Below are 25,404 nucleotides of genomic sequence, written 5' to 3'. Positions count from 1 at the left end.
AATGGGCCTGAAGAATTATTTTGAGAAGATAGAGCATCACTTCACGCCGGGCGGCAAACTGGAAAAGTGGTACCCGCTGTATGAAGCGACCACCACGGTGTTTTACACCCCCGGCACGGTGACGCGCGGCGCTTCGCACGTGCGCGACGCCATCGATTTGAAACGCATGATGATCCTGGTGTGGCTGGCGGTGTTCCCGGCGATGTTCTGGGGCATGTACAACGTCGGCCAGCAGGCGATCCCGGCGCTGCACCATCTGTACAGCGGCGACGCGCTGCAACAGGTGCTGGCGGGCGACTGGCATTATCGCTTGGCGCAGTGGCTCGGCGCCTCGCTGGCGGCCGACGCCGGCTGGGTCAGCAAGATGGTGCTGGGCGCCTGTTACTTCCTGCCGATCTACGCCGTGGTGTTCGTCGTCGGCGGCTTCTGGGAAGTGCTGTTCGCCATCATCCGCAAGCATGAGGTCAACGAAGGTTTCTTCGTCACCTCTATCCTGTTCGCGCTGATCGTGCCGCCGACCCTGCCGCTGTGGCAGGCCGCGCTGGGTATCACCTTCGGCGTGGTAGTGGCCAAAGAGATCTTCGGCGGCACCGGGCGCAACTTCCTCAACCCGGCGTTGGCCGGCCGCGCTTTCCTGTTCTTCGCCTATCCGGCGCAGATCTCCGGCGACTTGGTGTGGACTTCCGCGGACGGTTTCTCCGGCGCGACGCCGCTGGCGCAGTGGAGCGCGGGCGGGGCGCACAGCCTGAGCAACGTCGCCACCGGCCAGTCCATCAGCTGGATGGACGCTTTCCTCGGCAACATTCCCGGCTCCATCGGTGAGGTGTCCACGCTGATGATCCTGATCGGCGGGGCGATTATCCTGTTCGGCCGCGTGGCCTCCTGGCGCATCGTCGCCGGCGTGATGCTCGGCATGGTGGCTTCCGCCATGCTGTTCAACGCCATCGGTTCGGACACCAACCCGATGTTCGCCATGCCGTGGTACTGGCATCTGGTGCTGGGCGGCTTCGCCTTCGGCATGATCTTTATGGCGACCGACCCGGTTTCCGCCTCCTTCACCAATAAGGGGAAATGGTGGTACGGCATTCTGATCGGCGTGATGTGCGTGCTGATCCGGGTAGTCAACCCCGCCTATCCGGAAGGTATGATGCTGGCGATCCTGTTCGCCAACCTGTTCGCACCGCTGTTCGATTACCTGGTGGTGCAGGCCAACATCAAGCGGAGAAAAGCCCGTGGCGAATGAAGCGAAAAACGACGGCATCGGTAAAACGCTGCTGGTAGTGCTGCTGCTGTGTCTGGTGTGTTCAGTGGTGGTGGCGGGCTCCGCCGTCGGCCTGAAGTCCAAACAGCAGGAGCAAAAGCTGCTCGATAAGCAGCGCAATATTCTCGACGTAGCCGGCCTGTTGCAGCCGAAAATGGAGAGCGAGCAGGTCAAGCGCCTGTACAGCGAGCGCATCGAACCGCGCCTGGTGGATCTGAACAGCGGCGAGTTTGTCGCCGGCAAGGCGGCGGCGTTCGATCTGGGCGCCGCGCTGCGCGACGACGCCAAAAGCGTGGCGCTGGCGGCGGGCGACGATCCGGCCGGCATCAAGCGCCGCAGCAACCAGGCGGAAATCTACCTGGTGCGCGATGAAAGCGGCCAGGTGAACAAGATTGTGCTGCCGGTATACGGCACCGGTCTGTGGTCGATGATGTATGCCTTTGTGGCATTGGATAACGACGGCAACACGGTCAAAGGCATCACCTACTACGACCAGGGGGAAACGCCGGGGCTGGGCGGTGAGGTCGAGAACCCGTCCTGGCGCCAGCAGTGGGTCGGCAAGCAGCTGTTCGACGACAACGGCCAGCCGGCGATCCGCGTGGTGAAAGGCGGCGCGCGCCAGGGGGATGTGCACGGGGTGGACGGCCTGTCCGGCGCCACGCTGACCTCCAACGGCGTGCAGCATACGTTTGATTTCTGGTTGGGCGAGCACGGCTTCGGCCCGTTCCTGAAAAAAGTTCGTGAAGGAGCGCTGAAAAATGGCTGATTCCAAAGAGATAAAGCGGGTCCTGCTGGGGCCGCTGTTCGACAATAACCCGATCGCCCTGCAGGTGCTGGGCGTCTGTTCGGCGCTGGCGGTGACCACCAAGCTGGAAACGGCGGTGGTGATGACCATTGCGGTGACGCTGGTGACCGCGTTCTCCAGTTTCTTCATCTCGCTGATCCGTCATCATATTCCCAACAGCGTGCGCATCATCGTGCAGATGGCGATCATCGCCTCGCTGGTGATCGTGGTCGATCAGCTGTTGCGCGCCTATGCGTTCGAGATCTCCAAGCAGCTGTCGGTGTTCGTCGGCCTTATCATCACCAACTGCATCGTGATGGGGCGGGCTGAGGCCTACGCCATGAAGTCGCCGCCGATCGAGAGCTTTATGGACGGCATCGGCAACGGGCTGGGTTACGGGGTGATCCTGGTGCTGGTCGGTTTCCTGCGCGAGCTGATCGGCTCCGGCAAGCTGTTCGGCGTTCCGGTGCTGGAAACGGTGCAGAACGGCGGCTGGTATCAGCCGAACGGCCTGTTCCTGCTGGCACCGAGCGCGTTCTTCATCATCGGCCTGCTAATCTGGGTGCTGCGCACCCTGAAGCCGGCGCAGATCGAAAAGGAGTAAAGGCCGATGGAACACTATATCAGCCTGTTTGTGCGCGCGGTGTTCGTTGAGAACATGGCGCTGGCGTTCTTCCTCGGGATGTGTACCTTCCTGGCGGTGTCGAAGAAGGTCTCGACCGCCTTTGGCCTGGGCATCGCGGTGACCATCGTGCTCGGCATTTCGGTGCCGGTGAACAACCTGGTCTACAACCTGATCCTGCGCGACGGCGCGCTGGTGGAAGGCGTCGATCTGAGCTTCCTCAACTTCATCACCTTCATCGGCGTGATCGCAGCGCTGGTGCAGATTCTGGAGATGATCCTCGATCGCTTCTTCCCGTCGCTGTATAACGCGCTCGGCATCTTCCTGCCGCTCATTACCGTGAACTGCGCCATCTTCGGCGGCGTGTCCTTCATGGTGCAGCGCGACTACAACTTCGCCGAATCGGTGGTGTACGGCTTTGGTTCCGGCACCGGCTGGATGCTGGCGATCGTCGCCATGGCGGGGATCCGCGAAAAACTCAAGTATGCCAACGTGCCGGCAGGGCTGCGCGGTCTGGGCATTACCTTTATCACCACCGGACTGATGGCGCTGGGCTTCATGTCCTTCTCCGGTGTTCAGTTGTAAAGGCGGGAAGAATTTATGGAAATTATTTTAGGCGTAGCGATGTTCACCGCCATCGTGATGGTGCTGGTGTTGCTGATCCTGTTCGCCAAATCGAAGCTGGTGAACACCGGTGACATCGCGGTGGAAATCAACGGCGATCTGGATAAGAGCTTCCATGCGCCGGCGGGCGACAAGCTGCTCAACGTGCTCTCCAGCCAGGGGATCTTCGTCTCCTCGGCCTGCGGCGGCGGCGGCTCCTGCGGCCAGTGCCGGGTGGTGATCAAAGAGGGCGGCGGCGATATCCTGCCGACCGAGCTCTCGCACATCAACAAGCGCGAAGCGAAAGAAGGGTGCCGCCTGGCGTGCCAGGTGAACGTGAAGCAGAACCTGAAGATTGAGCTGCCGGAAGAGATCTTCGGCGTGAAGAAATGGGAGTGCGAGGTTATCTCCAACGATAACAAAGCCACCTTTATCAAAGAGCTGAAGCTGAAGATCCCCGATGGCGAAGACGTGCCGTTCCGCGCGGGCGGTTTCATCCAGATCGAAGCGCCGGCGCACGACATCAGTTACGCCGACTTCGACGTGCCGCAGGAGTATCGCGGCGACTGGGACAAGTTCAACCTGTTCCGCTACCGTTCGACGGTGAACGACACCACGGTGCGCGCCTACTCGATGGCCAACTACCCGGAAGAGAAGGGCATCATCATGCTCAACGTGCGTATCGCCACGCCGCCGCCGAACAATCCGGACGTGCCGCCGGGCATCATGTCTTCCTATATCTGGTCGCTGAAGCCGGGCGACAAGGTGACCATCTCCGGGCCGTTCGGCGAGTTCTTCGCCAAGGACACCGACGCCGAAATGATCTTTATCGGCGGCGGCGCGGGCATGGCGCCGATGCGTTCGCACATCTTCGATCAGCTCAAGCGTTTGAACTCGAAACGCAAGATCACCTTCTGGTACGGCGCGCGTTCGCTGCGCGAGATGTTCTATGAAGAAGACTTCAACCAGCTGCAGGCGGAGAACGAAAACTTCACCTGGCACGTGGCGCTGTCGGATCCGCAGCCGGAAGATAACTGGACCGGCTACACCGGCTTTATCCATAATGTTCTGCTGGAGAACTACCTGAAGAACCACCCGGCGCCGGAGGACTGCGAGTTTTACATGTGTGGGCCGCCGATGATGAACGCCGCGGTGATCAAGATGCTCAAAGATCTGGGCGTCGAAGACGAAAACATCATGCTGGATGACTTTGGTGGCTAAATGCGCGCATTGGCGATGAAGAACTGGCTGACGGGCGTGGCGCTGAGCGCCACCCTGCTGCTGACCGGCTGCGGGCCGGAACAGGTGGACCTGACGGGTAAAACCATGGGCACCTCGTATTCGATCCGTTACGTGACCGGCGAAGATACGCCGTCGGCGCGCGAGATGCAGGCGGAGATCGACAAACGGCTGGAGCAGGTGAACGATCAGATGTCCACCTACCGGCCGGATTCCGAGCTGAGCCGCTTCAACGCCAGCCGCGACATTGACCGGCCGTTCCCGGTTTCGCCGGCCACCGCCGAAGTGGTGCGCGAAGCGCTGCGCATCAACCGCGTCACCGATGGCGCGCTGGACGTGACCGTCGGGCCGCTGGTCAACCTGTGGGGCTTCGGCCCGGAAGGACGGCCGGACAAAGTGCCGAGCGAGGCGGAGCTGGAGCATCGTCGCGCCTGGACCGGCGCCGACAAACTGTCGGTGCAGGGCAGCGCGCTGGTGAAAAGCATCCCTGAGCTGTACGTCGATCTGTCGTCGATCGCCAAAGGGTATGGCGTGGACGTGGTGGCGGAATACCTGCAATCGCAGCACGTGCAAAACTACATGGTGGATATCGGCGGCGAAGTGCGCACGCGCGGGCATAACGGCGAACAAAAGCCGTGGCGCATCGCCATCGAGCGCCCGACCGCCGGTACGCAGCAGCAGGCGCAGCTGGTGATCCAGCCGGGAGAGATGTCGATCGCCACCTCGGGTGACTATCGCAACTACTTCGAGCAGGACGGGGTGCGCTATTCGCACACTATCGATCCGGTTACCGGCCGGCCCATTCATCACCGTTTGGTGTCGATCACCGTGCTGAGCCCGACCTGCATGACCGCCGACGGCCTGTCCACCGGCCTGAACGTGATGGGGCCGGAGCGCGGCATGGCGCTGGCCAACCTGCTCGGCATCCCGGTGTTCATGATCGTGAAAACCGCCGACGGCTTTGAGGAGCGTTATTCAGACGCGTTCAAGCCCTATCTGAAAAAGCGTTCGTGAGGTTGCTATGTTGACGGTATTCGCCGCTACCTTCGTGTTGTTTCTGCTGATCGTCGGCGGCATGTCGCTGGGCTATGTGTTCAAACGCAAAAGCCTGCAGGGCAGCTGCGGCGGCATCACCGCGCTGGGTATGGAGAAAGTCTGCGACTGCCCGGAGCCGTGCGATGCGCGCAAAAAGCGCGAAGCCAAAGCGGCGCAGCGGCGCGAGCAGTTGGACAAGCACCGCATTCTGTAGCTGTAGCGAAAACCCGGCCTTGGCCGGGTTTTTTATTTCGCCTTGCGGAAGCTTTTCGCCTCGGCCGGGGAGTTAACCATCACGCCGTCGGCGCCCAGCGCCAGCGCCTGCTGATATTCCTGCGGCGAGTTGACCCCGAACAGGATAATGTGCGCCGGGCCCTGCGAGCGGAAACAGTCCATCGACTCTTTATCCCAGGTCAGAAACGCCTTCGAACGCCCTTCGCCGAGGGTATATTTCTCTACCACCTCCACCTCGCGCTTCAGCTCCAGCCCGTACCAGCGCGGCTGCCGGTTGTCCGGTTTGACGTCGCACTGGTGCGCCATGGTGACGTTGGCCAGCAGCGTGCGGGTCTCGTCGCGGTTTTCAAAGCGGGGGATGGCCGGCGGCAGCGCCTGCAGGTATTTGGCGTCGGTAGAGTAGACGCGGATGCGGTTCAGGCTGTCGGTGCTTTGCAACGTCGCCAGCAGCGCCTGGCCAAACTGCGCCGGATCGGCGTCCGGGGATTTGATGTCCAGATAAAAGGTGACGTGCGGAAACGCCTTCAGCACGTCGTCGAGGCGCGGAATGCCGATGCCCCGGCCGCGGAACGGGTGGGCGTCACCCTTGGCGAAGGCCCAGCCGGCATCGGTCTCGGCCAGCTGCGCGGCGGTATAGCCAGAGACCGGGCCCTGCCGGTTGGTCAACGCTTTCAGATCCGAGGGGCGGTACAGCACGATGACGCCGTCTTTGGATTCTTGCAGGGTGATCCAAACGGCGTCGGCGCCGTTTTTCAGCGCGGTTTCGATGGCGATGCGAGTGTTTTCCGGCGCATCGGCGGTGCCGCCGCGATGGGCGACGATCGCCGGCGCATGACCGGCGGCGGCGCTGGCCGCCAGCGCGCTCAGCGAGAGCGCGGAAGCCAGCAGCCAATGAGAAAATCTGATCATGTAGAGTACCTTGTCGTTATCGTTGTGGTGAGCCGCACGGGATGGCGGAAATCATACTATTGAAAAATTAAGCTTTTTTAACAACGCGGAAATATCTGGCGGAAACGGCGCTTTCATCGAAGCCTGCGGCCTTGAGCTTTCGGTATCTGACTGTATACTTATACAGTGTTACCGGAGGGTGCGATGCGTAAAATCATTCATGTCGATATGGACTGCTTCTTCGCGGCGGTGGAAATGCGCGACGATCCCAGCCTGCGCGATATTCCGTTGGCGATTGGCGGCAGCGCCGATCGGCGCGGGGTGATCAGCACCGCCAACTACCCGGCGCGGCGCTACGGCGTACACAGCGCCATGTCCACGGCGATGGCGCTCAAGCTGTGCCCGCATCTCACCCTGCTGCCGGGGCGCATGGCGGCCTATAAAGAGGCTTCGCTGCACATCCGTGAAATCTTCGCCCGCTATACCCCGTTGATCGAGCCGCTGTCGCTTGATGAAGCCTATCTCGACGTGACAGACAGCCCGCAATGCAACGGTTCGGCGACGCTGATCGCTCAGGAGATCCGTCAGGCGATTGCCGACGAGCTGAACCTGACCGCGTCGGCCGGCGTGGCGCCGATCAAGTTTCTCGCCAAAATCGCCTCCGAGATGAACAAGCCGAACGGGCAATACGTGATCACGCCGGCGCAGGTGCCGGCGTTTTTACAGCAGCTGCCGCTCAGCAAGATCCCCGGCGTCGGCAAGGTGACCGCCAAACGGCTGGAGGAAGTGGGGCTCATCACCTGCGCCGACGTGCAGCAATACGATTTGGCGCAGCTGCTCAAGCGCTTCGGCAAGTTTGGCCGGGTGTTGTGGGAGCGGTGTCAGGGCATCGATCGGCGCGAAATCTCGGCGGAGCGGCTGCGCAAATCGGTGGGGGTGGAGCGCACGCTGGCGGAAGACATTCACGACTGGGAAGACTGCGAAACGCTGATTATCGACAAACTCTATCCCGAGCTGGAGATGCGGCTGCGCAAGGTAAAGCCGGATCTGCACATCGCCCGGCAGGGCGTGAAGCTGAAGTTTCAGGATTTTCAGCAAACCACCCAGGAGCACGTCTTCCCGGTGTTGAACCGGCAGGATTTGCTGGAGGTGGCGCGGCAGGCGTGGCGCGAGCGGCGCGAAGGGCGCGGCGTGCGGCTGGTGGGGCTGCATGTGACGCTGCTCGATCCGCAGCTGGAGCGGCAGCTGGCGCTGCCTTGGGAATAAAAAAGCCGGCGAGTCGCCGGCTTTTTGCGTTAAGCGCGCAGATTACGCGCGCTCAGGGATCGCTTTCAGCAGCGAGGTCAGCAGCTTCCAATACAGACCGACGCTTTCGATATGCACTTGCTCATCCGGCGAGTGCGGGCCGGTGATGGTTGGCCCGATCGATACCATATCCATGTTTGGATACGGCTTTTTGAACAGGCCGCATTCCAGGCCGGCGTGGATCACCATGATGTTCGGCGTCTTGTTGAACAGCTCCTGATACAGCTCGCGCACCAGGTGCATCACCGGCGAGTCGGCGTCCGGTTGCCAGCCCGGGTAGCCGCCCTTCGGCGCCACGTTGGCGCCGGCCAGCTGGCCCAGCGCGGTCAGCATCTCGACCACGTAATCTTTGCCGCTGTCGATCAGGGAGCGGATCAGGCAGATGATTTCCGCTTCGTTTTCGCTGGTGGTGACCACGCCGACGTTCAGCGAGGTTTCCACTACGCCTTTGACCGCGTCGCTCATGCGGATCACGCCGTTCGGCGTGCCGTTCAGCAGCGCCAGGAAGCGTTGCTGGCTGTCGGCGCTCAGCGCCTGCGAAGCGCTGGTGGTCGGCTCCAGCAGCACGGTGATGTTCTTCTCTTTGGCGGAGAGTTCGTTCTGCAGCACGGCCAGGAACTCTTGGCTCAGCGCTTTCAGCGCGTCGGCTTTGTCCGCCGGCACCGCAACTACCGCGGAGGCTTCACGCGGAATGGCGTTGCGCAGGGTGCCGCCGTTCAGGTCCAGCACGCGCAGGTTCAGCGCCGCCGCATGGGCGAACAGGAAGCGCGCCAGCAGTTTGTTGGCGTTGCCCAGCCCGACGTGGATCTCGGCGCCGGAATGGCCGCCTTTCAGACCCTTGAGGGTCAGTTTCAGGGTTTGGTAACCGGCCGGCACCGCTTCGCGCTGCAGCGGCAGGGTGGTGATGAAGTCGATACCGCCGGCGCAACCCATGTAGATTTCGCCTTCCTCTTCGGAATCGGTATTGATCAGGATGTCCGCCTGCAGCCAGTTCGGCTGCAGCCCGAAGGCGCCGTCCATGCCGGCTTCTTCGGTCATGGTCAGCAGCACTTCCAGCGGGCCGTGCTCAACGCTGTCGTCGGCCAGCACCGCCAGGGCGGAGGCCATGCCGATGCCGTTGTCGGCGCCCAGCGTGGTGCCGCGCGCTTTCACCCACTCGCCGGCGATATAAGGCTGGATCGGATCCTTGGCGAAGTCGTGCACGGTGTCGTTATTCTTTTGCGGCACCATGTCCAGGTGCGCCTGCAGCGCGACCGGCTTGCGGTTTTCCATGCCTTTGGTGGCCGGTTTGCGCAGCAGGATATTGCCGACCTGATCGCGCTCGGCGTGCAGGTTCTTTTCTTTGGCCCAGGTGAGGATGTGCTGCGCCAGCGCTTCTTCATGATAAGAAGGGTGTGGGATAGAACAGATCTTGGCGAAAATATCCCACAGCGGCTGTGGCGAAAGCTGAGACAATTCAGACACTATAAGTCTCCTGTGACGGCAGGCTCCGACAGGACGGGCGTGCCGCGCGGTTAAGGTGAGTGGGCATCTGTGCGTCGTGGCACGATCGTCAGAGAATATCACTTTATTTCCGGCGGTGCGCGCCCCGTATTGTGCGGTTTAAGCGCTTGATCACACGGCTTCGCGGCGGGAACGCTCGTTTTTTCAGCATCAATCACCGAAAAGCCGCCCGGCGGAAATCGCGAGGTTTTCCTCGGTACAGCTGGAATTCAACGCGGCCAGTCTCTATAATCTCGCGCAACCTTTTTTCCCCTGAACTATAAAGTAAGCCGCTTCACCAGCCGGCTGGGACACGATTCTATGAGCGAAAAATACGTTGTTACCTGGGATATGCTGCAAATACACGCACGCAAGCTGGCGCACCGCCTGCTGCCTGCCGACAAATGGACGGGCATCATTGCCGTCAGCCGCGGCGGCCTGGTGCCGGCGGGTCTGCTGGCGCGTGAGCTGGGCATCCGCTATGTGGATACCGTCTGCATTTCCAGCTATGACCATGACAACCAGCGCGAAATGAAAGTGCTCAAGCGCGCCGAAGGCGACGGTGAAGGCTTCATCGTGGTGGACGATCTGGTGGATACCGGCGGCACCGCGAAAGCGATCCGCGACATGTACCCGAAAGCGCATTTCGTCACCATCTTCGCCAAGCCGGCGGGCCGTCCGCTGGTGGACGACTACGAGGTCGACATCCCGCAGGATACCTGGATCGAACAGCCGTGGGACATGGGCGTCAGCTTCGTTCCCCCTATCGGCGGTCGCTAAGCCCAGCCAGTTCCAGCCCAACGCCCGGTTATGCCGGGCGTTTGCGTTATCTTGGTTTATCCCGCCAGAGTTAGGTACACTACCTCCAGTTAAGTAGGCCTGTTGCGGCCTATCGCCAGATTTACGGAGGCTGTTGTTACCATGGCACAGGCCAACCTTTCTGAAATTCTTTTCAAGCCCAAATTCAAACACCCTGAAACCTCGACGCTGGTGCTGCGCGCGCGCAACAAAGTCAGCGCCGCCATGCATTCCGCATTGGAAGGCGACACTACCGGCAGCTGGTATCGCATGCTGAACCCGCTGCTGTGGGCCTGGCGCGGCGTCAGCCCGATCGAAATCCACGAAGTGCTGGCGCGTATCGCCGCCTCGGACGCCGAACGCAGCAATCCGCAGCGGCTGGATACCGTGGTGGGCTACCGCAACGGCAACTGGATCTACGAGTGGATCCATCAGGGCATGCAGTGGCAGCAGCGGGCGACGGAGCAGCAGGATCCGCTGCTCGGCGGCGAGTACTGGCTGAAGGCCGCGAGCCTGTACAGCATCGCCGGTTACCCGCACCTGAAGGGCGACGAGCTGGCCGAACAGGCGGAGATGCTGGCTAACCGCGCTTACGAAGAGGCGGCGCTGCTGTTGCCGTATCAGCTGAAAGAGCTGGAGTTTCGCATCGAAGGCGGCGGCAGCGTCACCGGCTTCCTGCACATGCCCGAGAAGGGCGAAGCGCCGTTCCCGACGGTGCTGATGTGCGGCAGCCTCGATACGCTGCAGACCGACTATCACCGTCTGTTCCGCGACTACCTGGCGCCGCACGGCATCGCCATGCTGACGCTCGATATGCCGTCGATCGGCTCCTCCTGCAAATGGAAGCTGACGCAGGATTCCAGCTACCTGCATCAGCAGGTGCTGATCCAGCTGGCCTCGGTGCCGTGGGTGGATCATCAGCGGGTGAGCGCTTTCGGCTTCCGTTTCGGCGCCAACGTGGCGGTGCGACTGGCCTATCTGGAGCCGCAGCGGCTGCGCGGCGTGGCCTGCCTGGGGCCGGTGGTGCATCGCCTGCTGTGCGACAGCAGCACCCAGCTGAACGTGCCGGACATGTATATGGACGTGCTGGCCAGCCGCATGGGCATGGCTAACGCTTCCGACAACGTGCTGAAGGTGGAGCTGAACAGCTACTCGCTGAAAATGCAGGGGCTGCTGGGGCGCCGTTGCCCGACGCCGATGATCTCCGGCTACTGGGAGCGCGATACGCTCAGCCCGAAAGAAGAGTCGCAGCTGATCGTCACCTCTTCGGTGAGCGGCAAGCTGATCGCCATCCCGCGCACCCCGGTTTACGACAGCTTCCACCGGGCGTTGCTGCAGATGTCCGGTTGGCTGAAGGATAAAATGCGTTAATTAGTTGCTAAATTTTAACAATTTGTTAAAAAGAGTGGTCTACATTGAGGAGGTTAGAGAATGACGTTACCGAGTGGTCACCCTAAAAGCCGACTAATGAAACGTTTTGCCAGCTTGGGGCCGTACCTGCGTGAAGGGCAATGTGAGAACGACCGGTTTTTCTTTGATTGTTTGGCCGTCTGCGTCAATGTAAAGCCCGCTCCGGAGAAGCGTGAGTTCTGGGGCTGGTGGATGGAGCTGCAGGCGGAAGAGGCGCGCTTCACCTATTCGTACCAATTCGGCCTGTTCGACAAGGAAGGCAACTGGACGACGCAAAACATTAAGGATGATGAAGTGAACGCCAAACTGGAAGACACCCTGCGCGACTTCCATCGCCGCCTGGGCGAACTGCTGGCGACCATGGAACTGGGGCTGGAACCCGCCGATGATTTCAAAGAAAAACTGATCAAACTCTCCGCCTGACCCCGTTTGACCACGTATTGTGCTGATTTCGCGTTGTGCCTGTTGGCATAACGCGTCTCTCCTGTTACAAAGACCTTTGCACTCTTCTTCTCATCATTACACACGGCAGAAATACTATGAACGGCAGCCAGACATTGGTTGTGAAATTGGGCACCAGCGTGTTGACCGGCGGATCGCTGCGTCTGAACCGCGCCCACATCGTCGAATTGGTGCGCCAGTGCGCGCAGCAACACGCCGCGGGCCACCGCATCGTCATCGTCACCTCCGGCGCCATCGCCGCCGGGCGCGAGCACCTGGGCTATCCCGAGCTGCCCGCCACCATCGCCTCCAAGCAGCTGCTGGCGGCGGTGGGGCAGAGCCGGCTGATCCAGCTGTGGGAACAGCTGTTCTCCATTTACGGCATCCACGTCGGGCAGATGCTGCTGACGCGCGCCGATCTGGAAGACCGCGAGCGCTTCCTCAACGCGCGCGACACCATGACGGCGCTGCTGGACAACCGCATCGTGCCGGTAATCAATGAGAACGACGCCGTCGCCACCGCCGAAATCAAGGTGGGCGACAACGATAACCTGTCGGCGCTGGCGGCCATTCTGGCCGGGGCCGACAAACTGCTGCTGCTGACCGATCAGCAGGGCCTCTACACCGCCGATCCGCGCAACAACCCGCAGGCCGAACTGATCCGTGAGGTGCACGGCATTGACGACGCGCTGCGCGCCATCGCCGGCGACAGCGTCTCCGGTCTGGGCACTGGCGGTATGGGCACCAAACTGCAGGCGGCCGACGTAGCCTGCCGCGCCGGTATCGACGTGGTGATCGCCGCGGGCAGCAAGCCGGGCGTGGTGTCGGACGTGATCGAAGGCAAACCGGTGGGCACCCGTTTCCACGCGCTGGAAACCCCGCTGGAGAGCCGCAAGCGCTGGATCTTCGGCGCGCCGCCGGCCGGCGAGATCACCGTCGACGACGGTGCGGTGGAAGCGATGATGGCGCGCGGCAGTTCGCTGCTGCCGAAAGGCATCCGCGAAGTGAAGGGCGACTTCTCGCGCGGTGAAGTGATCCGCATCCGCAACCAGGCGGGGCGCGATCTGGCACACGGCGTCAGCCGCTACAACAGCGACGCGATGCGCATGATCGCCGGGCACCACTCGCAGGAAATCAGCGAAATCCTCGGTTATGAATACGGTCCGGTGGCAGTGCACCGCGACGATATGATTGTCAGTTAAGGAGTGAGCATGCTGGAGCAGATGGGGAAGGCCGCCAAGCAGGCCTCCTGGCAGCTGGCGGTGCTGAGCACGGCGAAGAAGAATCAGGTGCTGTCGGTGATGGCCGACAGGCTGGAAGCCAACAGCGAAGCGATCCTGCTGGCGAACGAACAAGACATGGCGCAGGCGCGCGCCAGCGGCATGAGCGAAGCGCTGCTCGATCGCCTGCTGCTGACCCCGGCGCGGCTGGCGGCGATCGCCAACGACGTGCGCCAGGTATGCCGCCTGAACGATCCGGTCGGTCACGTGCTGGACGGCAACCTGCTGGACAGCGGGCTGAAGCTGGAGCGCCGCCGGGTGCCGCTCGGCGTGATCGGCGTGATTTACGAGGCGCGGCCGAACGTTACCATCGACGTCGCCAGCCTGTGCCTGAAGACCGGCAACGCGGTGATCCTGCGCGGCGGGAAAGAGACGCACAACACCAACCAGGCGACGGTGAAAGTGATCCAGCAGGCGCTGGAACAGTGCGGCCTGCCAGCGGCGGCGGTGCAGGCGATCGACAGCCCGGATCGCGCGCTGGTGAACGAACTGCTGCGCCTGGATCGCTATGTCGACATGCTGATCCCGCGCGGCGGCGCCGGCCTGCACAAGCTGTGCCGCGAGCAATCGACCATTCCGGTGATCACCGGCGGCATCGGCGTGTGCCATACCTACGTGGATGCCGACGTCGACTTCGACAAGGCGCTGACGGTGATTGAAAACGCCAAGATCCAGCGCCCGAGCGCCTGTAACTCGCTGGAGACGCTGCTGGTGAACCGCAGCATCGCCGCCGAGTTCCTGCCGGCGCTGAGCGCCAAAATGGCGGCGGCGGGCGTGACACTGCACGCGGCGGAAAACGCGCTGCCGCTGCTGCAGGGCGGCCCGGCGACGGTGGTGCCGGTGAATGCGGAGGATTACGACGACGAGTGGCTGTCGCTGGATCTGAACGTATTGCTGGTGGACGATATCGATCAGGCCATCGACCACATCCGCACCCACGGCACCAACCACTCCGACGCGATCCTCACCCGCTCGCTGAGCAGCGCCGAGCACTTCGTGCGCGCGGTGGACTCCTCGGCGGTGTACGTCAACGCCAGTACCCGCTTCACCGACGGCGGCCAGTTCGGCCTAGGCGCGGAAGTGGCGGTGAGCACCCAGAAACTGCACGCCCGCGGCCCGATGGGCCTGGACGCGCTGACCACCTACAAATGGATCGGCTACGGCGACGATCTGGTGCGTAGCTAAGGCCGCATTGCGGTCATTCATAAAGAGGTCAGGGCGCAGCATGCTGCGCCCTGATTGTTTTTGGAAAAGGGGGACTGCACGACAGTCTGGTTGCTTGTAAAACGACCAAACGCCCCGGCGGCTCTTGACTCATTTCGCGCGCAGGTCTACCTTGTTCAACGCACTTCCGGCTTGCCCCGCAGGCCCGGCTCGATGCCGATATAGCTCAGTTGGTAGAGCAGCGCATTCGTAATGCGAAGGTCGTAGGTTCGACTCCTATTATCGGCACCACTCCCTCTCCAGACTCCATTTGCTTACCCTTTCGCCGGTTAAACAACCGTTTAATTAATCACTGTTATAATTACCCCTGTTGAGCCTTGATGGGTGAATGTTTTCCTCCTCAAGCATTGCGATGCGGCGCTCTGTGGAGCGGCATCCGTTTTTGGACATGCCGGTGGTTCGGTGAGAAGTAAGGAGAAGTGAACTATGAGCAGAAAAGACAAGCTCGCGGCGGCCCTGTTGGCCATCTTCCTGGGCGGACTGGGCATTCACAAGTTTTACCTGGGCATGAAGTGGTGGGGGCTGTTCTATCTGCTGTTCTGCTGGACGGGGATCCCGGCGATTGTCGGCTTTATTGAAGGCATTATTTATCTGTTCCAATCGGAAGAGAAGTTCAACCAGAAATACAATCCTGGTCTGATTTAAGGCCTTTCTGACGGCGCCTCCTGTTAAGGGAAGCGCCGTTTTTCATTCCGTTACTGTTTCTTCATCATCATCTTGCCGCGCATCTCTTTGCTCATCATTTTATTCGAGCTGGAGATCACGCAGTTATATTGCTTGCCTTGGTTAATGATCATAAAGGTGCTGACCGGATTTTTAAAATCCTTGTCGATGGTGAAATAAATATACGCCTGTGGCAGCGCAGCCGGTTTAAAGGCGCCGAAGGCATACACATCCGCCAGGCCCAGCGCAGAGAGATCGACCGTCAGCTCCATGGGTTTCATGGAATCCGGCGATGGGAACATCGATTTGGCCGACATCATCATGGTGCTGCTGTTGATGGTGTAATCGGTTTTAACCTTCATGCCCATATATTTCGATTCCGGCATGGAAAGTTCTTTTTTGCAGGCGGCGTCATGCTGCGGCGCCGGGCTGCCATTTTCCATCACGGCGTGCACGTGTTCCAGCATCACCGCCGCGCTGCCGGTGGTAGGCTGCGCATCGGCCGCGTAAGCCACGCCGCTGAAGGCGGCCACAGAGGTAAGGATAATGCCTGTAACGATTTTCATTGTCGGTCTCCGGAATGCTAATAATGATATTAATTGCGGTGTGTAGCCTATTGGCTTGATAAAACGCAAAGTTATCCGTTCCATGGAGATAAAGCCTCCTCGGAATATTGTTGATAAAATATTTCCTCGCCCGCTAAAAAACGGACTTTTTTAATTGCTGTCAGTGTCTTTGTCCAACTGCATATAAATAGTCTGTCTAAACATAGTCAATGTTTGGAATATGCACAAATTATTGCAGTTTTTTTCTTTGTTTGTGCCTTTTGCTTTTAGGTTGAGAGAAATATCTCATTGCGATACAGAGGGTTGTGTTTTTAACGTAAATTCTTATGTGAAGCGTTATTTATGTGAGCGGTATGGTCACATAAACGATGCGCTAAGCGATTATATATTGTCAGGCTTATTATTGACGTTATTAAAGAATAACGCGGCGAGAGCCGCGTTTAACGGTCATTCAGCAACGGCGGGATTTCCTGGTAAAAAAAGTCGATCAGCGCTTTTACCGCTGGCGGCACCCCGCGGCGCGAGGGATAAAGCAGTACCAGCTCGCCGTTTTGCGGATGCCACCCGCGCAGCACCTCTTGCAAATCGCCACGTGCAAGCGCCTGGCGGCAGGCGTAATAGGGAATGCCGCAGATGCCTTGCCCATCAAGGGCGGCGCGCAGGATCACCTGCAAATTATCGCTGCTTAAGCGGGGCGAGAAGGGCACGTTGACGATGGCGTTTTGTGGCCCGTAGAGCCGCCAGCTCGGTGCCCCCTGTTGAGGCGGGTAAAGCAAACAGGGCATATCGCTCAGCTGTTGTGGCGATGACGGCGCGCCGTGTCGCGCCAGCCATGTCGGGCTGGCGGCCAACAGCCATTTAGCGGTGCCGAGCCGCCGCTGGATAAGCCCTGCGGCCTCGTTGGCGATGCCAAGCCCGCGGACAGTGAAGTCCAATCCTTCCTCCAACAGATCTATCCGTCGGGCGGTGACGTGGGTTTCTACGTTCACTTTGGGAAAGCGCGCCATAAATGCCGGCAGGAGCGGAGCGATCACTTCGTCCGCCAACAGCGGCGACGCGCTGAAACGCACGGTGCCGTTCGGTTCCGCCAGCGTGCGCAGCGCCGCCTGCTGCGCCTGATGCGCTTGCTGCATCATGGCGACACAGTGCAGATAGACCTGGTGGCCCACCTCGGTAAGCTGAATACGCCGCGAGGTTCTTTGCAGCAACCGCAGGTTGAGTTGACGTTCCAACTGCGCCACCTGGCGGCTCAGACGAGAGGTCGGGATGCCCAGCGCTGTACCGGCAGCGGTAAAGCCTTTGTGCTCAACCACCTGAGTGAAAAAATACATGGCGTTGAGATCGAGTGGAAATACCGTCATCACAGACTCCATCATGATCATTTTTGCAATGATAGCTTCTATTGTCGCCTATTTAACCCTGATCGATGCGGTTTTATCCTGCAGATACACCATTGTTGAAACGAGGATAAACATCATGAAAAACCTTTACCGCACTTTGGCTCTGACTATCGCCATGGCCGGGGCGGCGCAACCGGCCTTCGCGGCGCCGGCAGCGCCACAGCCGCATACCCAGGCGCAGCTGGCGTCCGGCCCTTTGCAGCTGTTGGATCGCCACAACTCGGTGCTGCTGTTGGTCGACCATCAGATCGGTCTGATCACCGGCGTGCGCGACATGGAGAGCGCAACGCTGAAACATAACGTCGTGGCGCTCGCCAAGGCGGCCCAGGTGATGGGCATTCCGGTGATCGTGACCTCGACCGGCGCCAACGGTCCGTTCGGGCCGATCATTCCGGAACTTAAGGCCGCGCTGCCGGGGGTGAACATTATCGATCGCCACAGCGTCAACGCCTGGGACGACGCGAACGTGCGCAAAGCGGTTGAGGCCACCGGCCGCAAAAAGATCGTGATCGCCGGCGTATCGCTGGAAGTGTGCGCCGGCTTCCCGGCGATCACGGCCAAAGCGGCGGGATACGACACCTATGTGGTGATCGACGCTTCCGGCACGTTCAATCAGTCCAAACATGAGGCGGGCATGGCGCGGCTGGTGCAGGCCGGAGTGATCCCGACGGATTACGGTACGGTGGGAGTAGAGTGGCTGGGGGATAACGGCGATGCCAAAGCCGGCGAGCTGTACGGCGCGCTGGATATGCCGGCGACGACTTTGGTGAATCAGCTGTTCCAGGCCAAGGGCAAATAGCGCCTGGCCTGATAGCGATATTTTTCAACCCCACTAACCGCCTGAGCTAGAATCAGGCGGTTTTCTCGTGGAAAAGGATATCGCCATGGCCGCCTGGGCACTTTTGATCGTCGGTTGGTTATTGATTTGGCAGGATTACCCGGTTTGGGGTGTGCTGTGCATCGCGCTGTTTGCCGTGCTGCAATGGGCGAAGTACGCCGCTAAAAGCGGGCAAGAACCTGAAGAAGCGGCAGAGTGGCGCAAGACCGACTGGCGTTCGCAGCCGATTGAGATGGTGCACGCCGGCGACAGCGATCGGCAGATTGGCGGCGTGGGGGAACTGGGCATGGGCGGCCCCAACTTTTGGACGCTGCTGCTGCGCGACGGAGCGGTGGTGCATGGCGCCTGTGCCGCGCCGCAGGACGTGGATGATGGCAAGCTGCGCCTGATCCCGACCCGCAGTCGTGAGGGTGAGGGGCTGACGGTGTACGAGCCTGCCGCCCGGATGATGTACGCGCTGCCTGCGTTGACCGATCGCGAGCAGGACGCCTTGGCCGCCGGTTCCGCCGAGGCGCTGGCGCGGCTGCGGGCGAGGTGTCGGCAGGCGGAGGCCACGTCGCTGCACCTTGTGCGCGGTCTTTGGGTGCCGCAGTGGGTAGCGGATCCGGCGGATCGGCTGGAGATCACCTTGGCCAGCGGCCGCGTGCTGGCAGCGCGCTCGATGTTGCCGGCGGATCTGCGCCAGGCGGACGATCCCGCCGCGCTGCTGCACACGCCGCCTTATGAGCTGTTGCTGGATAACAGGCCGACCGATCTCTTGGTGCGCGATCTCGAACGCGTGGCGGAATCCCCGGCGGGTGACGGTTTTAGCGTCGGCGGCTGCCAGTTCCGCGGCGAGCATATCGTCGATGGCCTATACCATCTCTACTTTGCCGGCGAGTGGTTCAGCCTGCTCTCTTATGCGCATAAACCGGCGGGCGGGCGCGGTTCGGACACCACCTTTTTCGTCGAGCGGGTCGAGCCGCAAGACGGCGGGGTGTTTGTGATTGAATGGGATGCCTACGGCGTGGGGCCAGGCAGGCGTGAGCCGCGCGTGGCGGCTCCGCCGGTCCTGGTTATCGCGGTAAGTTGGCAGGAAACGCCGCTGCAGTTGCCAACGGCCAATAACCGCGTGACCGTGCGCCTGCCCAACGCCGCGGCGTAAGGCTTAAGGCAGCACCCTGACTTCGCCGTTGTGCAAGGTCAGCACCGCGATCGGGCTGCCGGAGAAGCACTCCCTAAAGATCCAGTCGCTGGGCCGAAATGCCGCCGCAGGTAGCCCGGCCTGCCACTCCTCCCACTGCGGGGCCGGCTTATCCGGCGGTAAAGAGAAAGAGACCAGCCAACCGGCTTCGCAGTGCACCGTTTGGCCGGTTGGACGGGTGAAGGTATGCGCACCTGCCAGCTCCATCACCGGCGGTAAAACCTCGAAGGCGATGATCGGCACGCCGGCTACGCTCTGTGGCTGAGGAAAACGCACGGCGGTCACGCCGTTCATCGTGATGGGGCTGTCTTCGGTGCCGGGCTGGCGTGGTTCCTGGCGGTTCACCCAACTGCCTTTCGGCAGCGTGATTTCACCGAACGGTTTTGCCTCGTCGAGCGTCAGGTAGCGGCGCCGATTCCAGCGTTCTTCCGCCCGCTGGCTCTTGATGTCCTGGATGGCGATGTCGATCAGCATCAGCGCGAACGCCACCGGGTAGATCGCCAACGCCGAGGCCAACAGATAACCGCCCCAGGAAAGCGGCGGGCGCGGGCGGCCGCAGCGCGCGGCGGCGTAGCGCCAGCCCCACCAGGCGAGCAGGATGCCGGCGAGCAGCAGCGCCAACAACAGCGCCACCAGCCCCGCGACGCCGGCGCCATAGCCTAACAGCATGGCAGGTTCCTCATGTTCATGGCGTGGTGGAGCGATAGCGAACGAAGTAGGGCAGCGCCGGGGTCTCCCCGTCATCGCCATAGTGGCTTTCCGGTTCGATCACGGTTTGGCGTGCGTCGTCGCGCCCGTTGTAGCGGTACTCCAACGGCTGTCGGTAGCGCACTTCGGATGAACGCAGATCGAAAATCAGCGAAAGGCGCGCATCGCCGTTATCCGTTTGGGCGACCAGCTTGTCGTTGCCCGCCCACAGCTGATACAGCGATTTATCGCCGTTTTCCAACAGCACCGCCAACTGCCCGTCGGATTGATAGCGCAGCAGCTGATACAGCCCTCTGTCCAGCGTTTGGGCGATCAGGTAGATGCCGCCATCCGGAGCCTGCGCGCTTTCCTTGACGCGTACCGTTAGCCAATGCAGTTCGGCCACCTCGCCGGTTTTGCCGTTAACGGCAATGTGCAAGGCGCCGGAACCGAGCACCGGGTTCATCCAAAACAGCACGCGATCGCCATCAACGGCGGTAAAGATCTCGGGCATGGATTTGCGCTTACCGGAGGCGTAAGCCGTCGGTGACTCCTCCTCGCCGCGCTCAAAGCCCAGCAGCTGTCGCTCATCCAACAGCGCCGGCAGATCCAGCGTCTGCCGCCAATGGGCGCCAAAGTCCGGGCTGTAGAATACGCCTTCGGTGCTGATGAAATACAGCGCGCGCTTTCCCGACAGCGCCGCCAGTTTGCCGCCGATAAAGGAAGGCAGATTGTCGTCGCCCTCCGGCCAGGGGATCAGCGCCCCGATGGTACCCTGTTGCACATCGACCAGCCGGCGCCCTTTGGACAGAAAAAGCATGCACTCCTGCTCGACGCAAACCGCATCGTAGATTGATTCGTCGAGTTGCCCCAGCATCTGCAACCCCTTCGGGCCGGTGAATAACACCTGGCTGAGGTAGTTGGCCGCCCAGCCGTAGACGCTGTTGTAGGCGCTGGTCTCACTTCTTTTGCTGATGAGCAGCAGAGCGCCGTTTTGCGCCGGGTAGCTGTGGATGAGATCGTAACGGGCTATTGTCGGCAACGCCTCGTCGCTTTGGGTCCATTGCCACTGCGCATAGCGTTGTTCAGGGGCGAGGAAATAGACGCCCAGCGCGCTGGCCAAAAACAGCGTCAGGATAATAAGGGGTCTTTTATAAAGCGCTAGCGTCATCATTTCAGCTCCGTCACCTGTTCCTGCCGCCATAGCCTGCGGCGCAGATTGCGCAGGTATTTGAACGTCTTAAACGTGCGGTGCTGCTCAAAAGCGTAGAGGCGGCAGATCTGGGCGAAGCCCTCGATCAGCAGCGCCAGGCCGCTGACCATCAGCATCATCAGCAGCAGAATCGGCGGCAACTCACTGCCGAGGCGCTTCAGGGTCCAGGCATCCAGGTAAAAGCCCGCTGGGGTATCGGCGTTATCCCACACGATCAGACCGAGCATCAAACACATCATGATCGCGCCCAGGATGAAAACGACACGCGCGCTCAGGTTAAGGCCGGCTTCGGTGAAGTAGCGATTGCCGCCGATGAGATAGGTTTGGCGGTCGCGATGATTGATGATCCCGCGCACCGTAGGCAACTCGGGGACGGTGTCGTTCTCGCAGTACAACACCTGCAGCGGATCGCCCTTAGCGATGAAAAGCGGATGCTGCCGACGAAATACCGGATGCAGTTTGGTCGTGGGGACGTTGAGCGCACGGGTCGTCACCGCGAAGTGCGTCTCGTTCTGACGCCACGCGTAAGTGTCCAAATACTGCACCTGCCGCGGGATCTCATAGTGGCAAAGTTCGTAGCTCAGGGCGTTGACCGTCTCGATGCCGGAGGCCTCGACGCCGTCCGGAAGGGGAAGTGCGGTCTGCAGCGGTGCGGTCGTCGGCACGGCGTCTTTGCGGACGGCCCGGTATCTGATGCCGGGGATTTTCAGGCTGAGCGAATCGGGCGGCGTGACGTCTTGCCCCAGCAGCACGCGATCCAGCGCCCTGAGAAGGCGCCTGCGGCCGCGATGCCCGATCAGCAAGAGCTCTGAACCGACGAACAGCACCATGCCGATGCCGATAAGGCCGGCGATGATGGCGATAAAGAACAGAACAATGGTCAGCCAGGAATCTTCCCGGTCCATGATGAAAAAGCCCGCCGGGAAGCCACCGGCCAGCGCCGCGCCCAGCAGCAGCAGGGCGAAGTATTTCAGCTTGTATTTCAGCGTCCTGTCGGGTTCCAGTCGGCCTTTCGTGCCGTGCAGCAGCCAGTGCAGCCAGTAGCTGCCATCCCGCAGGCGGTGAGCGCCGATCTTCACCCGATCGCCGGCGGCGAGCGTGGCCAGCAGATTTTCGCTGTCGCTGAAGTCGTCACGGTAAAAAAAGAACGTCTGGCCGGAGGCGATGATCCTCACCAGGTTGTCGGGTGCCGTCTGCTGGCAGGCGCATTGTTCGACGGTCACATTAAAAAATTGGGTTTGCATGTCATTCCCTGTCCGCGGGCGTGGCCCGAAAAGTCATCCCTGGCGCCGGGTATTCAGCGTTTTTTCATCAATGGCAGCATGCGCACCAGCGCATTGTCCTTGACGATGTAATGATGGAACAGCGCGGCGGCGGCATGCAGGCCGATCAGCCAGTAGCCGAATGAGGCCAGCGTTTTATGCCAGCCGATAATCATCCGCGCCTGCGGCCGATCGGCCACGTCGGCGAACGGCATCGACAGGCCGAACAGATACCACTCCTTGCCACCCAGATAGCGCGAATACACCCCCAGCACCGGCAGCGTCAGCAGCAGCAGATAAATCAGGGTATGCGTCAGGTGCGCCATGCCGGTTTGCCACTTCGGCGGTTTGGGCGCGATGGCGGGCGAGGCGTGGCGCCGGCGCAGGAGCAGGCGGGCCAGCATCAGCGCAAACACCGTCACGCCGCAGCTGAAGTGGGTGACAACCAGCGCGTACCACGGTGCGCTGCCCGGTTCGGCAAAGCCCCGCAGCTCGATGGTGACGCAGGTGATGGCCAGCAGGATCGCCACCAGCCAGTGCAGGCGAATTTGCCACGGCATATAGGTGTTCTGCACCGGGTTACCTTTTGATGTTAAAGGGTCTGTGCGCCGATGGTAACGAAATGTTACATCGGAGGAAAGCGCGTGCGCGCAATTTAGGCAAAACGCCAGGCTCAACTCACTTATTAAGCTATTGGTTTAGTGGGTTATGCGCCTGACGGCAGGGGAGGCCGTGAGCGTCGTAAGGTATGAAGTTAACAGGCGGTAGATTCCGAGGCCGGCAGCTTATCAAGCGATGAGGCGGGTTGCGCCGCAGCCCTCGCTGCGGCGCCTGAGATCAGTTCAATTTGGCCTTGGCGAAATCGCTGCCGTTCACGTCCACCACGTAGCCGCTCAGGTTGCTGCGGGTGGCGTAGAACACTTTGCCGGTGACCAGCGGCAGCCACGGCGCCTGTTTGGCGAAGATCACCTGCGCCTGTTGGTACAGCTTGGCGCGCGCCTGCGGCTGGTTCTCCTGGATCGCCTGCTGGATCAGCCGGTCGTAATCCTTATCGCACCAGCGCGCCACGTTGGCGCCGCTCTGTACCCCGGCGCAGCCGAGCAGGGTAGCGAAGTTGTCCGGATCGCCGTTGTCCGATACCCAGCCGTACAGCGCGCTCTGCTGCTCGCCTTTGCGCAGCCCGGCCAGATACTGGCCCCACTCCCAGGTGACGATCTTGGCCTTCACGCCCACCTTCGCCCAGTCGCTCTGGATCATCTCGGCGATGCGCTTCGAGTTCGGGTTGTAAGGGCGCTGTACCGGCATCGACCAGATGTCGGTCTCAAAACCCTGCTCCAGCCCGGCTTGCTTCAGCAGCTCGCGCGCCTTTTGCGGATCGTAGGCGTATTCCGGCAGCTTGTCGTTGTAGCCCAGCATGCCCGGCGGCAGCAGCGAATTGGCCGGTGTGCCGCTGTCTTTGAACACCGCGGCGACGATCGCTTTCTTGTCCACCGCGTAGCTCAGCGCCTGACGCACTAGCAGGTTGTCGAACGGTTTTTTCTGGGTGTTAAACGCCAGATAGCCGACGTTCAGCCCGGTGATGTCGTGCAACTGCAGGTTGCCGTCGGCCTTGATGGCGGCGAACTGTTCCGGCAGCGGCGCGGGGATGATCTGGCATTCGTTGGTTTTCAGCTTGGCCAGCCGGGTTTGCGGATCCGGCGTGATGGAGAAGATCAGGTGCTTGCTGGCCACTTCGCCCTGCCAGTAGTGCGGGTTGGCGATGTAGCGGATCAGCGAATCCTGCTTGTACTGCTGCAGCGCAAACGGCCCGGTGCCGATCGGCCAGTTGTCGACGTATTCCGGCGTGCCCTTTTTCAGCATCGCGTCGGCGTACTCGGCCGACAGGATCGAAGCGAAATCCATCGCCCAGTCGGCGACGAAGGCGGCGTTGGGCTGGCTCAGCGTGAAGCGCACGTGGTGTTCGTCCACCGCTTCCACCTTGGTGATCAGCTTATCCAGACCCATGTCGGTGAAGTATTCATAGTTGCCGCCGGAGACCTTGTGATACGGGTTGGCGGGATCCTTCTGCCGCATCACGGTGAACACCACGTCTTCGGCGTTGAAGTCGCGCGTTGGGGTGAAGTATTTGTTGCTGTTGAATTTCACGCCCTGGCGGAGGGTAAAGGTGTAGGTCTTGCCGTCCGGGCTGACGCTCCACTCGGTGGCCAGCGACGGGGCGGGGGTTTTATCGCTTTCGCGCAGCGTCACCAAGCGGTTGTACAGCACCTGCGAGGTGGCGATAAAGGTCGGCCCGGAGCTGGAGAGCTGCGGGTTGAACGATTCCGGCGAGGCAACGGTGCAGTACACCAGCGCATCGGAAGCGGCCAGCGCGCCGCCCGCCGACAGCAGGCCGCAGCCGGCCAGCGCCAGCGCGGCGATTGGGTGTTTTAAAAACGTCAAGGCAAGATCCTCAGGTGGAGTGGGCCGTTACCGGCGAATTGAATTAACTATAGATAACGGATGGCGAGACCGGGAACAAGCGTCTCACCTGCGCATTCTGTGCGCCGCGCGGTGCTTGCCAAACCGCTTTACTCGGTCTCGCGCTTGCGTTCAGCATCATAGCGCTCGCGAGCGGCGTCCAGCTCGGGGAAATGGTATTCCGCCCAGCGGTCCAGCGCCGTCAGCGTCTCGACCAGCGAGCAGGCGACGGCGCTGAGCCGATATTCCACATGTGCCTGATTCTTTTCACTTAAATCCAGCCGTTCGAGCAGCCCGTTGCGTTCCAACTGGCGCAGCGTTTGCGTCAGCACCTTCTGCGAAATGCCGTCTATGCGGCGCAGCAGTTCGCCGTTGCGCATTGGCCGCTGCGCCAGCGCAGGCAGGATCAACATCACCCACTTGCCGGAAATCAGCGCCAGCGCATCGCGCGCAGAGCACTTGCTCGAATAGACGTCGCCGGGATAAGCCATTGGGGGTTACCTTCAGGTGCGTAATTGCCAAGGGTGCG

Annotated in this window: 26 protein-coding genes and 1 tRNA gene; 17 read left to right on the top strand and 10 right to left on the bottom strand. The window is 61.1% G+C overall.

The annotated features are described in order from the left end of the window. The first annotated feature begins 1 nt into the window (after position 1). From IMX17_RS14000 to nqrM, 7 genes are read left to right on the top strand one after another with little or no spacing between them, the layout of a single operon-like run. Positions 2-1,243: an NADH:ubiquinone reductase (Na(+)-transporting) subunit B gene (locus IMX17_RS14000; protein WP_015376730.1), complete on the top strand. Its 1,242-nt coding sequence runs from the start codon at positions 2-4 to the stop codon at positions 1,241-1,243. Then, complete coding sequence (locus tag IMX17_RS13995; RefSeq protein WP_015376731.1) at positions 1,233-2,027, top strand: Na(+)-translocating NADH-quinone reductase subunit C; 795 nt, start codon at positions 1,233-1,235, stop codon at positions 2,025-2,027. The genes IMX17_RS14000 and IMX17_RS13995 overlap by 11 nt, the downstream gene beginning before the upstream one ends. Continuing rightward, a complete protein-coding gene (locus tag IMX17_RS13990; RefSeq protein WP_004930232.1) occupies positions 2,020-2,649 on the top strand; it encodes an NADH:ubiquinone reductase (Na(+)-transporting) subunit D in 630 nt (209 codons plus the stop codon). The genes IMX17_RS13995 and IMX17_RS13990 overlap by 8 nt, the downstream gene beginning before the upstream one ends. Before the next feature lie 6 nt (positions 2,650-2,655). Continuing rightward, on the top strand, positions 2,656-3,252 hold the full coding sequence (gene nqrE / locus IMX17_RS13985) for an NADH:ubiquinone reductase (Na(+)-transporting) subunit E (RefSeq protein WP_004930235.1): 597 nt from the start codon (positions 2,656-2,658) through the stop codon (positions 3,250-3,252). Between the two features lie 15 nt (positions 3,253-3,267). Then, the gene (gene nqrF / locus IMX17_RS13980; RefSeq protein ID WP_193549862.1) at positions 3,268-4,491 is read left to right on the top strand and encodes an NADH:ubiquinone reductase (Na(+)-transporting) subunit F; all 1,224 of its coding nucleotides are present in this window, start codon (positions 3,268-3,270) and stop codon (positions 4,489-4,491) included. Further along, positions 4,492-5,523 (top strand): FAD:protein FMN transferase, encoded by a 1,032-nt coding sequence (locus IMX17_RS13975; RefSeq protein ID WP_046897655.1) that lies wholly within the window; start codon positions 4,492-4,494, stop codon positions 5,521-5,523. A gap of 7 nt (positions 5,524-5,530) precedes the next feature. Next, a complete protein-coding gene (nqrM, locus tag IMX17_RS13970) occupies positions 5,531-5,758 on the top strand; it encodes a (Na+)-NQR maturation NqrM (RefSeq protein WP_004930244.1) in 228 nt (75 codons plus the stop codon). 32 nt (positions 5,759-5,790) lie between these two features. On the opposite strand, the gene IMX17_RS13965 is transcribed toward nqrM, so the two are convergent. Continuing rightward, positions 5,791-6,687, bottom strand: coding sequence for a glycerophosphodiester phosphodiesterase family protein (locus tag IMX17_RS13965; RefSeq protein WP_193549861.1), 897 nt, complete (start codon positions 6,685-6,687; stop codon positions 5,791-5,793). 183 nt (positions 6,688-6,870) lie between these two features. On the opposite strand from IMX17_RS13965, the gene dinB reads away from it, so the two are divergent. Next, positions 6,871-7,932 (top strand): DNA polymerase IV, encoded by a 1,062-nt coding sequence (dinB, locus tag IMX17_RS13960; RefSeq protein WP_033641978.1) that lies wholly within the window; start codon positions 6,871-6,873, stop codon positions 7,930-7,932. A gap of 42 nt (positions 7,933-7,974) precedes the next feature. Here the strand turns inward: dinB and pepD are convergent, their stop codons facing one another. Continuing rightward, positions 7,975-9,435 (bottom strand): beta-Ala-His dipeptidase, encoded by a 1,461-nt coding sequence (gene pepD, locus IMX17_RS13955; protein ID WP_193549860.1) that lies wholly within the window; start codon positions 9,433-9,435, stop codon positions 7,975-7,977. A 339-nt stretch (positions 9,436-9,774) separates the two neighbouring features. Here pepD and gpt point away from each other — a divergent pair, with 339 nt between their 5' ends. The 7 genes from gpt to IMX17_RS13920 all read left to right on the top strand — a co-directional run bounded on the left by gpt (position 9,775) and on the right by IMX17_RS13920 (position 15,251). Beyond that, a complete protein-coding gene (gpt, locus tag IMX17_RS13950) occupies positions 9,775-10,233 on the top strand; it encodes a xanthine phosphoribosyltransferase (protein WP_033651025.1) in 459 nt (152 codons plus the stop codon). A 141-nt stretch (positions 10,234-10,374) separates the two neighbouring features. After that, on the top strand, positions 10,375-11,622 hold the full coding sequence (gene frsA, locus IMX17_RS13945) for an esterase FrsA (RefSeq protein ID WP_049241373.1): 1,248 nt from the start codon (positions 10,375-10,377) through the stop codon (positions 11,620-11,622). Between the two features lie 60 nt (positions 11,623-11,682). Continuing rightward, entirely contained in the window at positions 11,683-12,084 is a 402-nt protein-coding gene (gene crl, locus IMX17_RS13940) for a sigma factor-binding protein Crl (protein ID WP_033651027.1), read from the top strand. A 116-nt stretch (positions 12,085-12,200) separates the two neighbouring features. Further along, a complete protein-coding gene (proB, locus tag IMX17_RS13935) occupies positions 12,201-13,304 on the top strand; it encodes a glutamate 5-kinase (RefSeq protein ID WP_193549859.1) in 1,104 nt (367 codons plus the stop codon). Between the two features lie 9 nt (positions 13,305-13,313). Then, positions 13,314-14,567 carry a glutamate-5-semialdehyde dehydrogenase gene (gene proA, locus IMX17_RS13930; protein ID WP_193549858.1) on the top strand — a complete coding sequence of 418 codons (1,254 nt, stop codon included), beginning with the start codon at positions 13,314-13,316 and terminating at the stop codon, positions 14,565-14,567. A gap of 194 nt (positions 14,568-14,761) precedes the next feature. Then, positions 14,762-14,837: transfer RNA gene (locus IMX17_RS13925), tRNA-Thr, on the top strand. A 195-nt stretch (positions 14,838-15,032) separates the two neighbouring features. Further along, entirely contained in the window at positions 15,033-15,251 is a 219-nt protein-coding gene (locus IMX17_RS13920) for a TM2 domain-containing protein (RefSeq protein ID WP_015376761.1), read from the top strand. Positions 15,252-15,301: 50 nt separating this feature from the next. Here the strand turns inward: IMX17_RS13920 and IMX17_RS13915 are convergent, their stop codons facing one another. Both IMX17_RS13915 and IMX17_RS13910 read right to left on the bottom strand, forming a co-directional pair. Beyond that, positions 15,302-15,835: a hypothetical protein gene (locus IMX17_RS13915; protein WP_038873104.1), complete on the bottom strand. Its 534-nt coding sequence runs from the start codon at positions 15,833-15,835 to the stop codon at positions 15,302-15,304. Between the two features lie 440 nt (positions 15,836-16,275). After that, positions 16,276-17,196 carry a LysR substrate-binding domain-containing protein gene (locus tag IMX17_RS13910; protein WP_193549857.1) on the bottom strand — a complete coding sequence of 307 codons (921 nt, stop codon included), beginning with the start codon at positions 17,194-17,196 and terminating at the stop codon, positions 16,276-16,278. 115 nt (positions 17,197-17,311) lie between these two features. Between IMX17_RS13910 and IMX17_RS13905 the strand changes: the two genes are divergently transcribed. Together IMX17_RS13905 and IMX17_RS13900 are read left to right on the top strand one after the other, a co-directional pair. Next, on the top strand, positions 17,312-18,034 hold the full coding sequence (locus IMX17_RS13905; RefSeq protein ID WP_193549856.1) for an isochorismatase family protein: 723 nt from the start codon (positions 17,312-17,314) through the stop codon (positions 18,032-18,034). Between the two features lie 67 nt (positions 18,035-18,101). After that, entirely contained in the window at positions 18,102-19,217 is a 1,116-nt protein-coding gene (locus tag IMX17_RS13900; protein ID WP_370571283.1) for a hypothetical protein, read from the top strand. A gap of 3 nt (positions 19,218-19,220) precedes the next feature. Here IMX17_RS13900 and IMX17_RS13895 read toward each other — a convergent pair whose 3' ends face one another. The 6 genes from IMX17_RS13895 to IMX17_RS13870 all read right to left on the bottom strand — a co-directional run bounded on the left by IMX17_RS13895 (position 19,221) and on the right by IMX17_RS13870 (position 25,366). Beyond that, complete coding sequence (locus tag IMX17_RS13895) at positions 19,221-19,925, bottom strand: hypothetical protein (RefSeq protein ID WP_193549855.1); 705 nt, start codon at positions 19,923-19,925, stop codon at positions 19,221-19,223. Positions 19,926-19,941: 16 nt separating this feature from the next. Then, a complete protein-coding gene (locus tag IMX17_RS13890; RefSeq protein WP_193549854.1) occupies positions 19,942-21,117 on the bottom strand; it encodes a hypothetical protein in 1,176 nt (391 codons plus the stop codon). Then, the gene (locus IMX17_RS13885) at positions 21,114-22,400 is read right to left on the bottom strand and encodes a hypothetical protein (RefSeq protein ID WP_193549853.1); all 1,287 of its coding nucleotides are present in this window, start codon (positions 22,398-22,400) and stop codon (positions 21,114-21,116) included. Before IMX17_RS13885 ends, IMX17_RS13890 begins: the two co-directional genes overlap by 4 nt. A gap of 53 nt (positions 22,401-22,453) precedes the next feature. Continuing rightward, positions 22,454-22,978: a cytochrome b561 gene (cybB, locus tag IMX17_RS13880; protein WP_193549878.1), complete on the bottom strand. Its 525-nt coding sequence runs from the start codon at positions 22,976-22,978 to the stop codon at positions 22,454-22,456. Between the two features lie 277 nt (positions 22,979-23,255). Further along, the gene (locus IMX17_RS13875) at positions 23,256-24,857 is read right to left on the bottom strand and encodes an ABC transporter substrate-binding protein (protein ID WP_193549852.1); all 1,602 of its coding nucleotides are present in this window, start codon (positions 24,855-24,857) and stop codon (positions 23,256-23,258) included. 128 nt (positions 24,858-24,985) lie between these two features. Further along, entirely contained in the window at positions 24,986-25,366 is a 381-nt protein-coding gene (locus IMX17_RS13870; protein ID WP_193549851.1) for a helix-turn-helix domain-containing protein, read from the bottom strand. Positions 25,367-25,404 lie beyond the last annotated feature (38 nt).

Source organism: Serratia sp. X3 (genome assembly GCF_014982455.1).
In the GTDB taxonomy this organism is placed as follows: domain Bacteria; phylum Pseudomonadota; class Gammaproteobacteria; order Enterobacterales; family Enterobacteriaceae; genus Serratia; species Serratia ureilytica.
This window is presented reverse-complemented; position numbering and strand designations above follow the sequence as displayed.

Bases quoted from the DNA above. Each gene is read 5' to 3' on its own strand.
- IMX17_RS14000 (WP_015376730.1), top strand. From the start codon at position 2: ATGGGCCTGAAGAATTATTTTGAGAAGATAGAGCATCACTTCACGCCG.
- IMX17_RS13990 (WP_004930232.1), top strand. From the start codon at position 2,020: ATGGCTGATTCCAAAGAGATAAAGCGGGTCCTGCTGGGGCCGCTGTTC.
- nqrE (WP_004930235.1), top strand. From the start codon at position 2,656: ATGGAACACTATATCAGCCTGTTTGTGCGCGCGGTGTTCGTTGAGAAC.
- nqrF (WP_193549862.1), top strand. From the start codon at position 3,268: ATGGAAATTATTTTAGGCGTAGCGATGTTCACCGCCATCGTGATGGTG.
- IMX17_RS13975 (WP_046897655.1), top strand. From the start codon at position 4,492: ATGCGCGCATTGGCGATGAAGAACTGGCTGACGGGCGTGGCGCTGAGC.
- nqrM (WP_004930244.1), top strand. From the start codon at position 5,531: ATGTTGACGGTATTCGCCGCTACCTTCGTGTTGTTTCTGCTGATCGTC.
- IMX17_RS13965 (WP_193549861.1), bottom strand. From the start codon at position 6,687: ATGATCAGATTTTCTCATTGGCTGCTGGCTTCCGCGCTCTCGCTGAGC.
- dinB (WP_033641978.1), top strand. From the start codon at position 6,871: ATGCGTAAAATCATTCATGTCGATATGGACTGCTTCTTCGCGGCGGTG.
- gpt (WP_033651025.1), top strand. From the start codon at position 9,775: ATGAGCGAAAAATACGTTGTTACCTGGGATATGCTGCAAATACACGCA.
- frsA (WP_049241373.1), top strand. From the start codon at position 10,375: ATGGCACAGGCCAACCTTTCTGAAATTCTTTTCAAGCCCAAATTCAAA.
- crl (WP_033651027.1), top strand. From the start codon at position 11,683: ATGACGTTACCGAGTGGTCACCCTAAAAGCCGACTAATGAAACGTTTT.
- proB (WP_193549859.1), top strand. From the start codon at position 12,201: ATGAACGGCAGCCAGACATTGGTTGTGAAATTGGGCACCAGCGTGTTG.
- proA (WP_193549858.1), top strand. From the start codon at position 13,314: ATGCTGGAGCAGATGGGGAAGGCCGCCAAGCAGGCCTCCTGGCAGCTG.
- IMX17_RS13920 (WP_015376761.1), top strand. From the start codon at position 15,033: ATGAGCAGAAAAGACAAGCTCGCGGCGGCCCTGTTGGCCATCTTCCTG.
- IMX17_RS13915 (WP_038873104.1), bottom strand. From the start codon at position 15,835: ATGAAAATCGTTACAGGCATTATCCTTACCTCTGTGGCCGCCTTCAGC.
- IMX17_RS13910 (WP_193549857.1), bottom strand. From the start codon at position 17,196: ATGACGGTATTTCCACTCGATCTCAACGCCATGTATTTTTTCACTCAG.
- IMX17_RS13905 (WP_193549856.1), top strand. From the start codon at position 17,312: ATGAAAAACCTTTACCGCACTTTGGCTCTGACTATCGCCATGGCCGGG.
- IMX17_RS13895 (WP_193549855.1), bottom strand. From the start codon at position 19,925: ATGCTGTTAGGCTATGGCGCCGGCGTCGCGGGGCTGGTGGCGCTGTTG.
- IMX17_RS13890 (WP_193549854.1), bottom strand. From the start codon at position 21,117: ATGATGACGCTAGCGCTTTATAAAAGACCCCTTATTATCCTGACGCTG.
- IMX17_RS13885 (WP_193549853.1), bottom strand. From the start codon at position 22,400: ATGCAAACCCAATTTTTTAATGTGACCGTCGAACAATGCGCCTGCCAG.
- cybB (WP_193549878.1), bottom strand. From the start codon at position 22,978: ATGCCGTGGCAAATTCGCCTGCACTGGCTGGTGGCGATCCTGCTGGCC.
- IMX17_RS13870 (WP_193549851.1), bottom strand. From the start codon at position 25,366: ATGGCTTATCCCGGCGACGTCTATTCGAGCAAGTGCTCTGCGCGCGAT.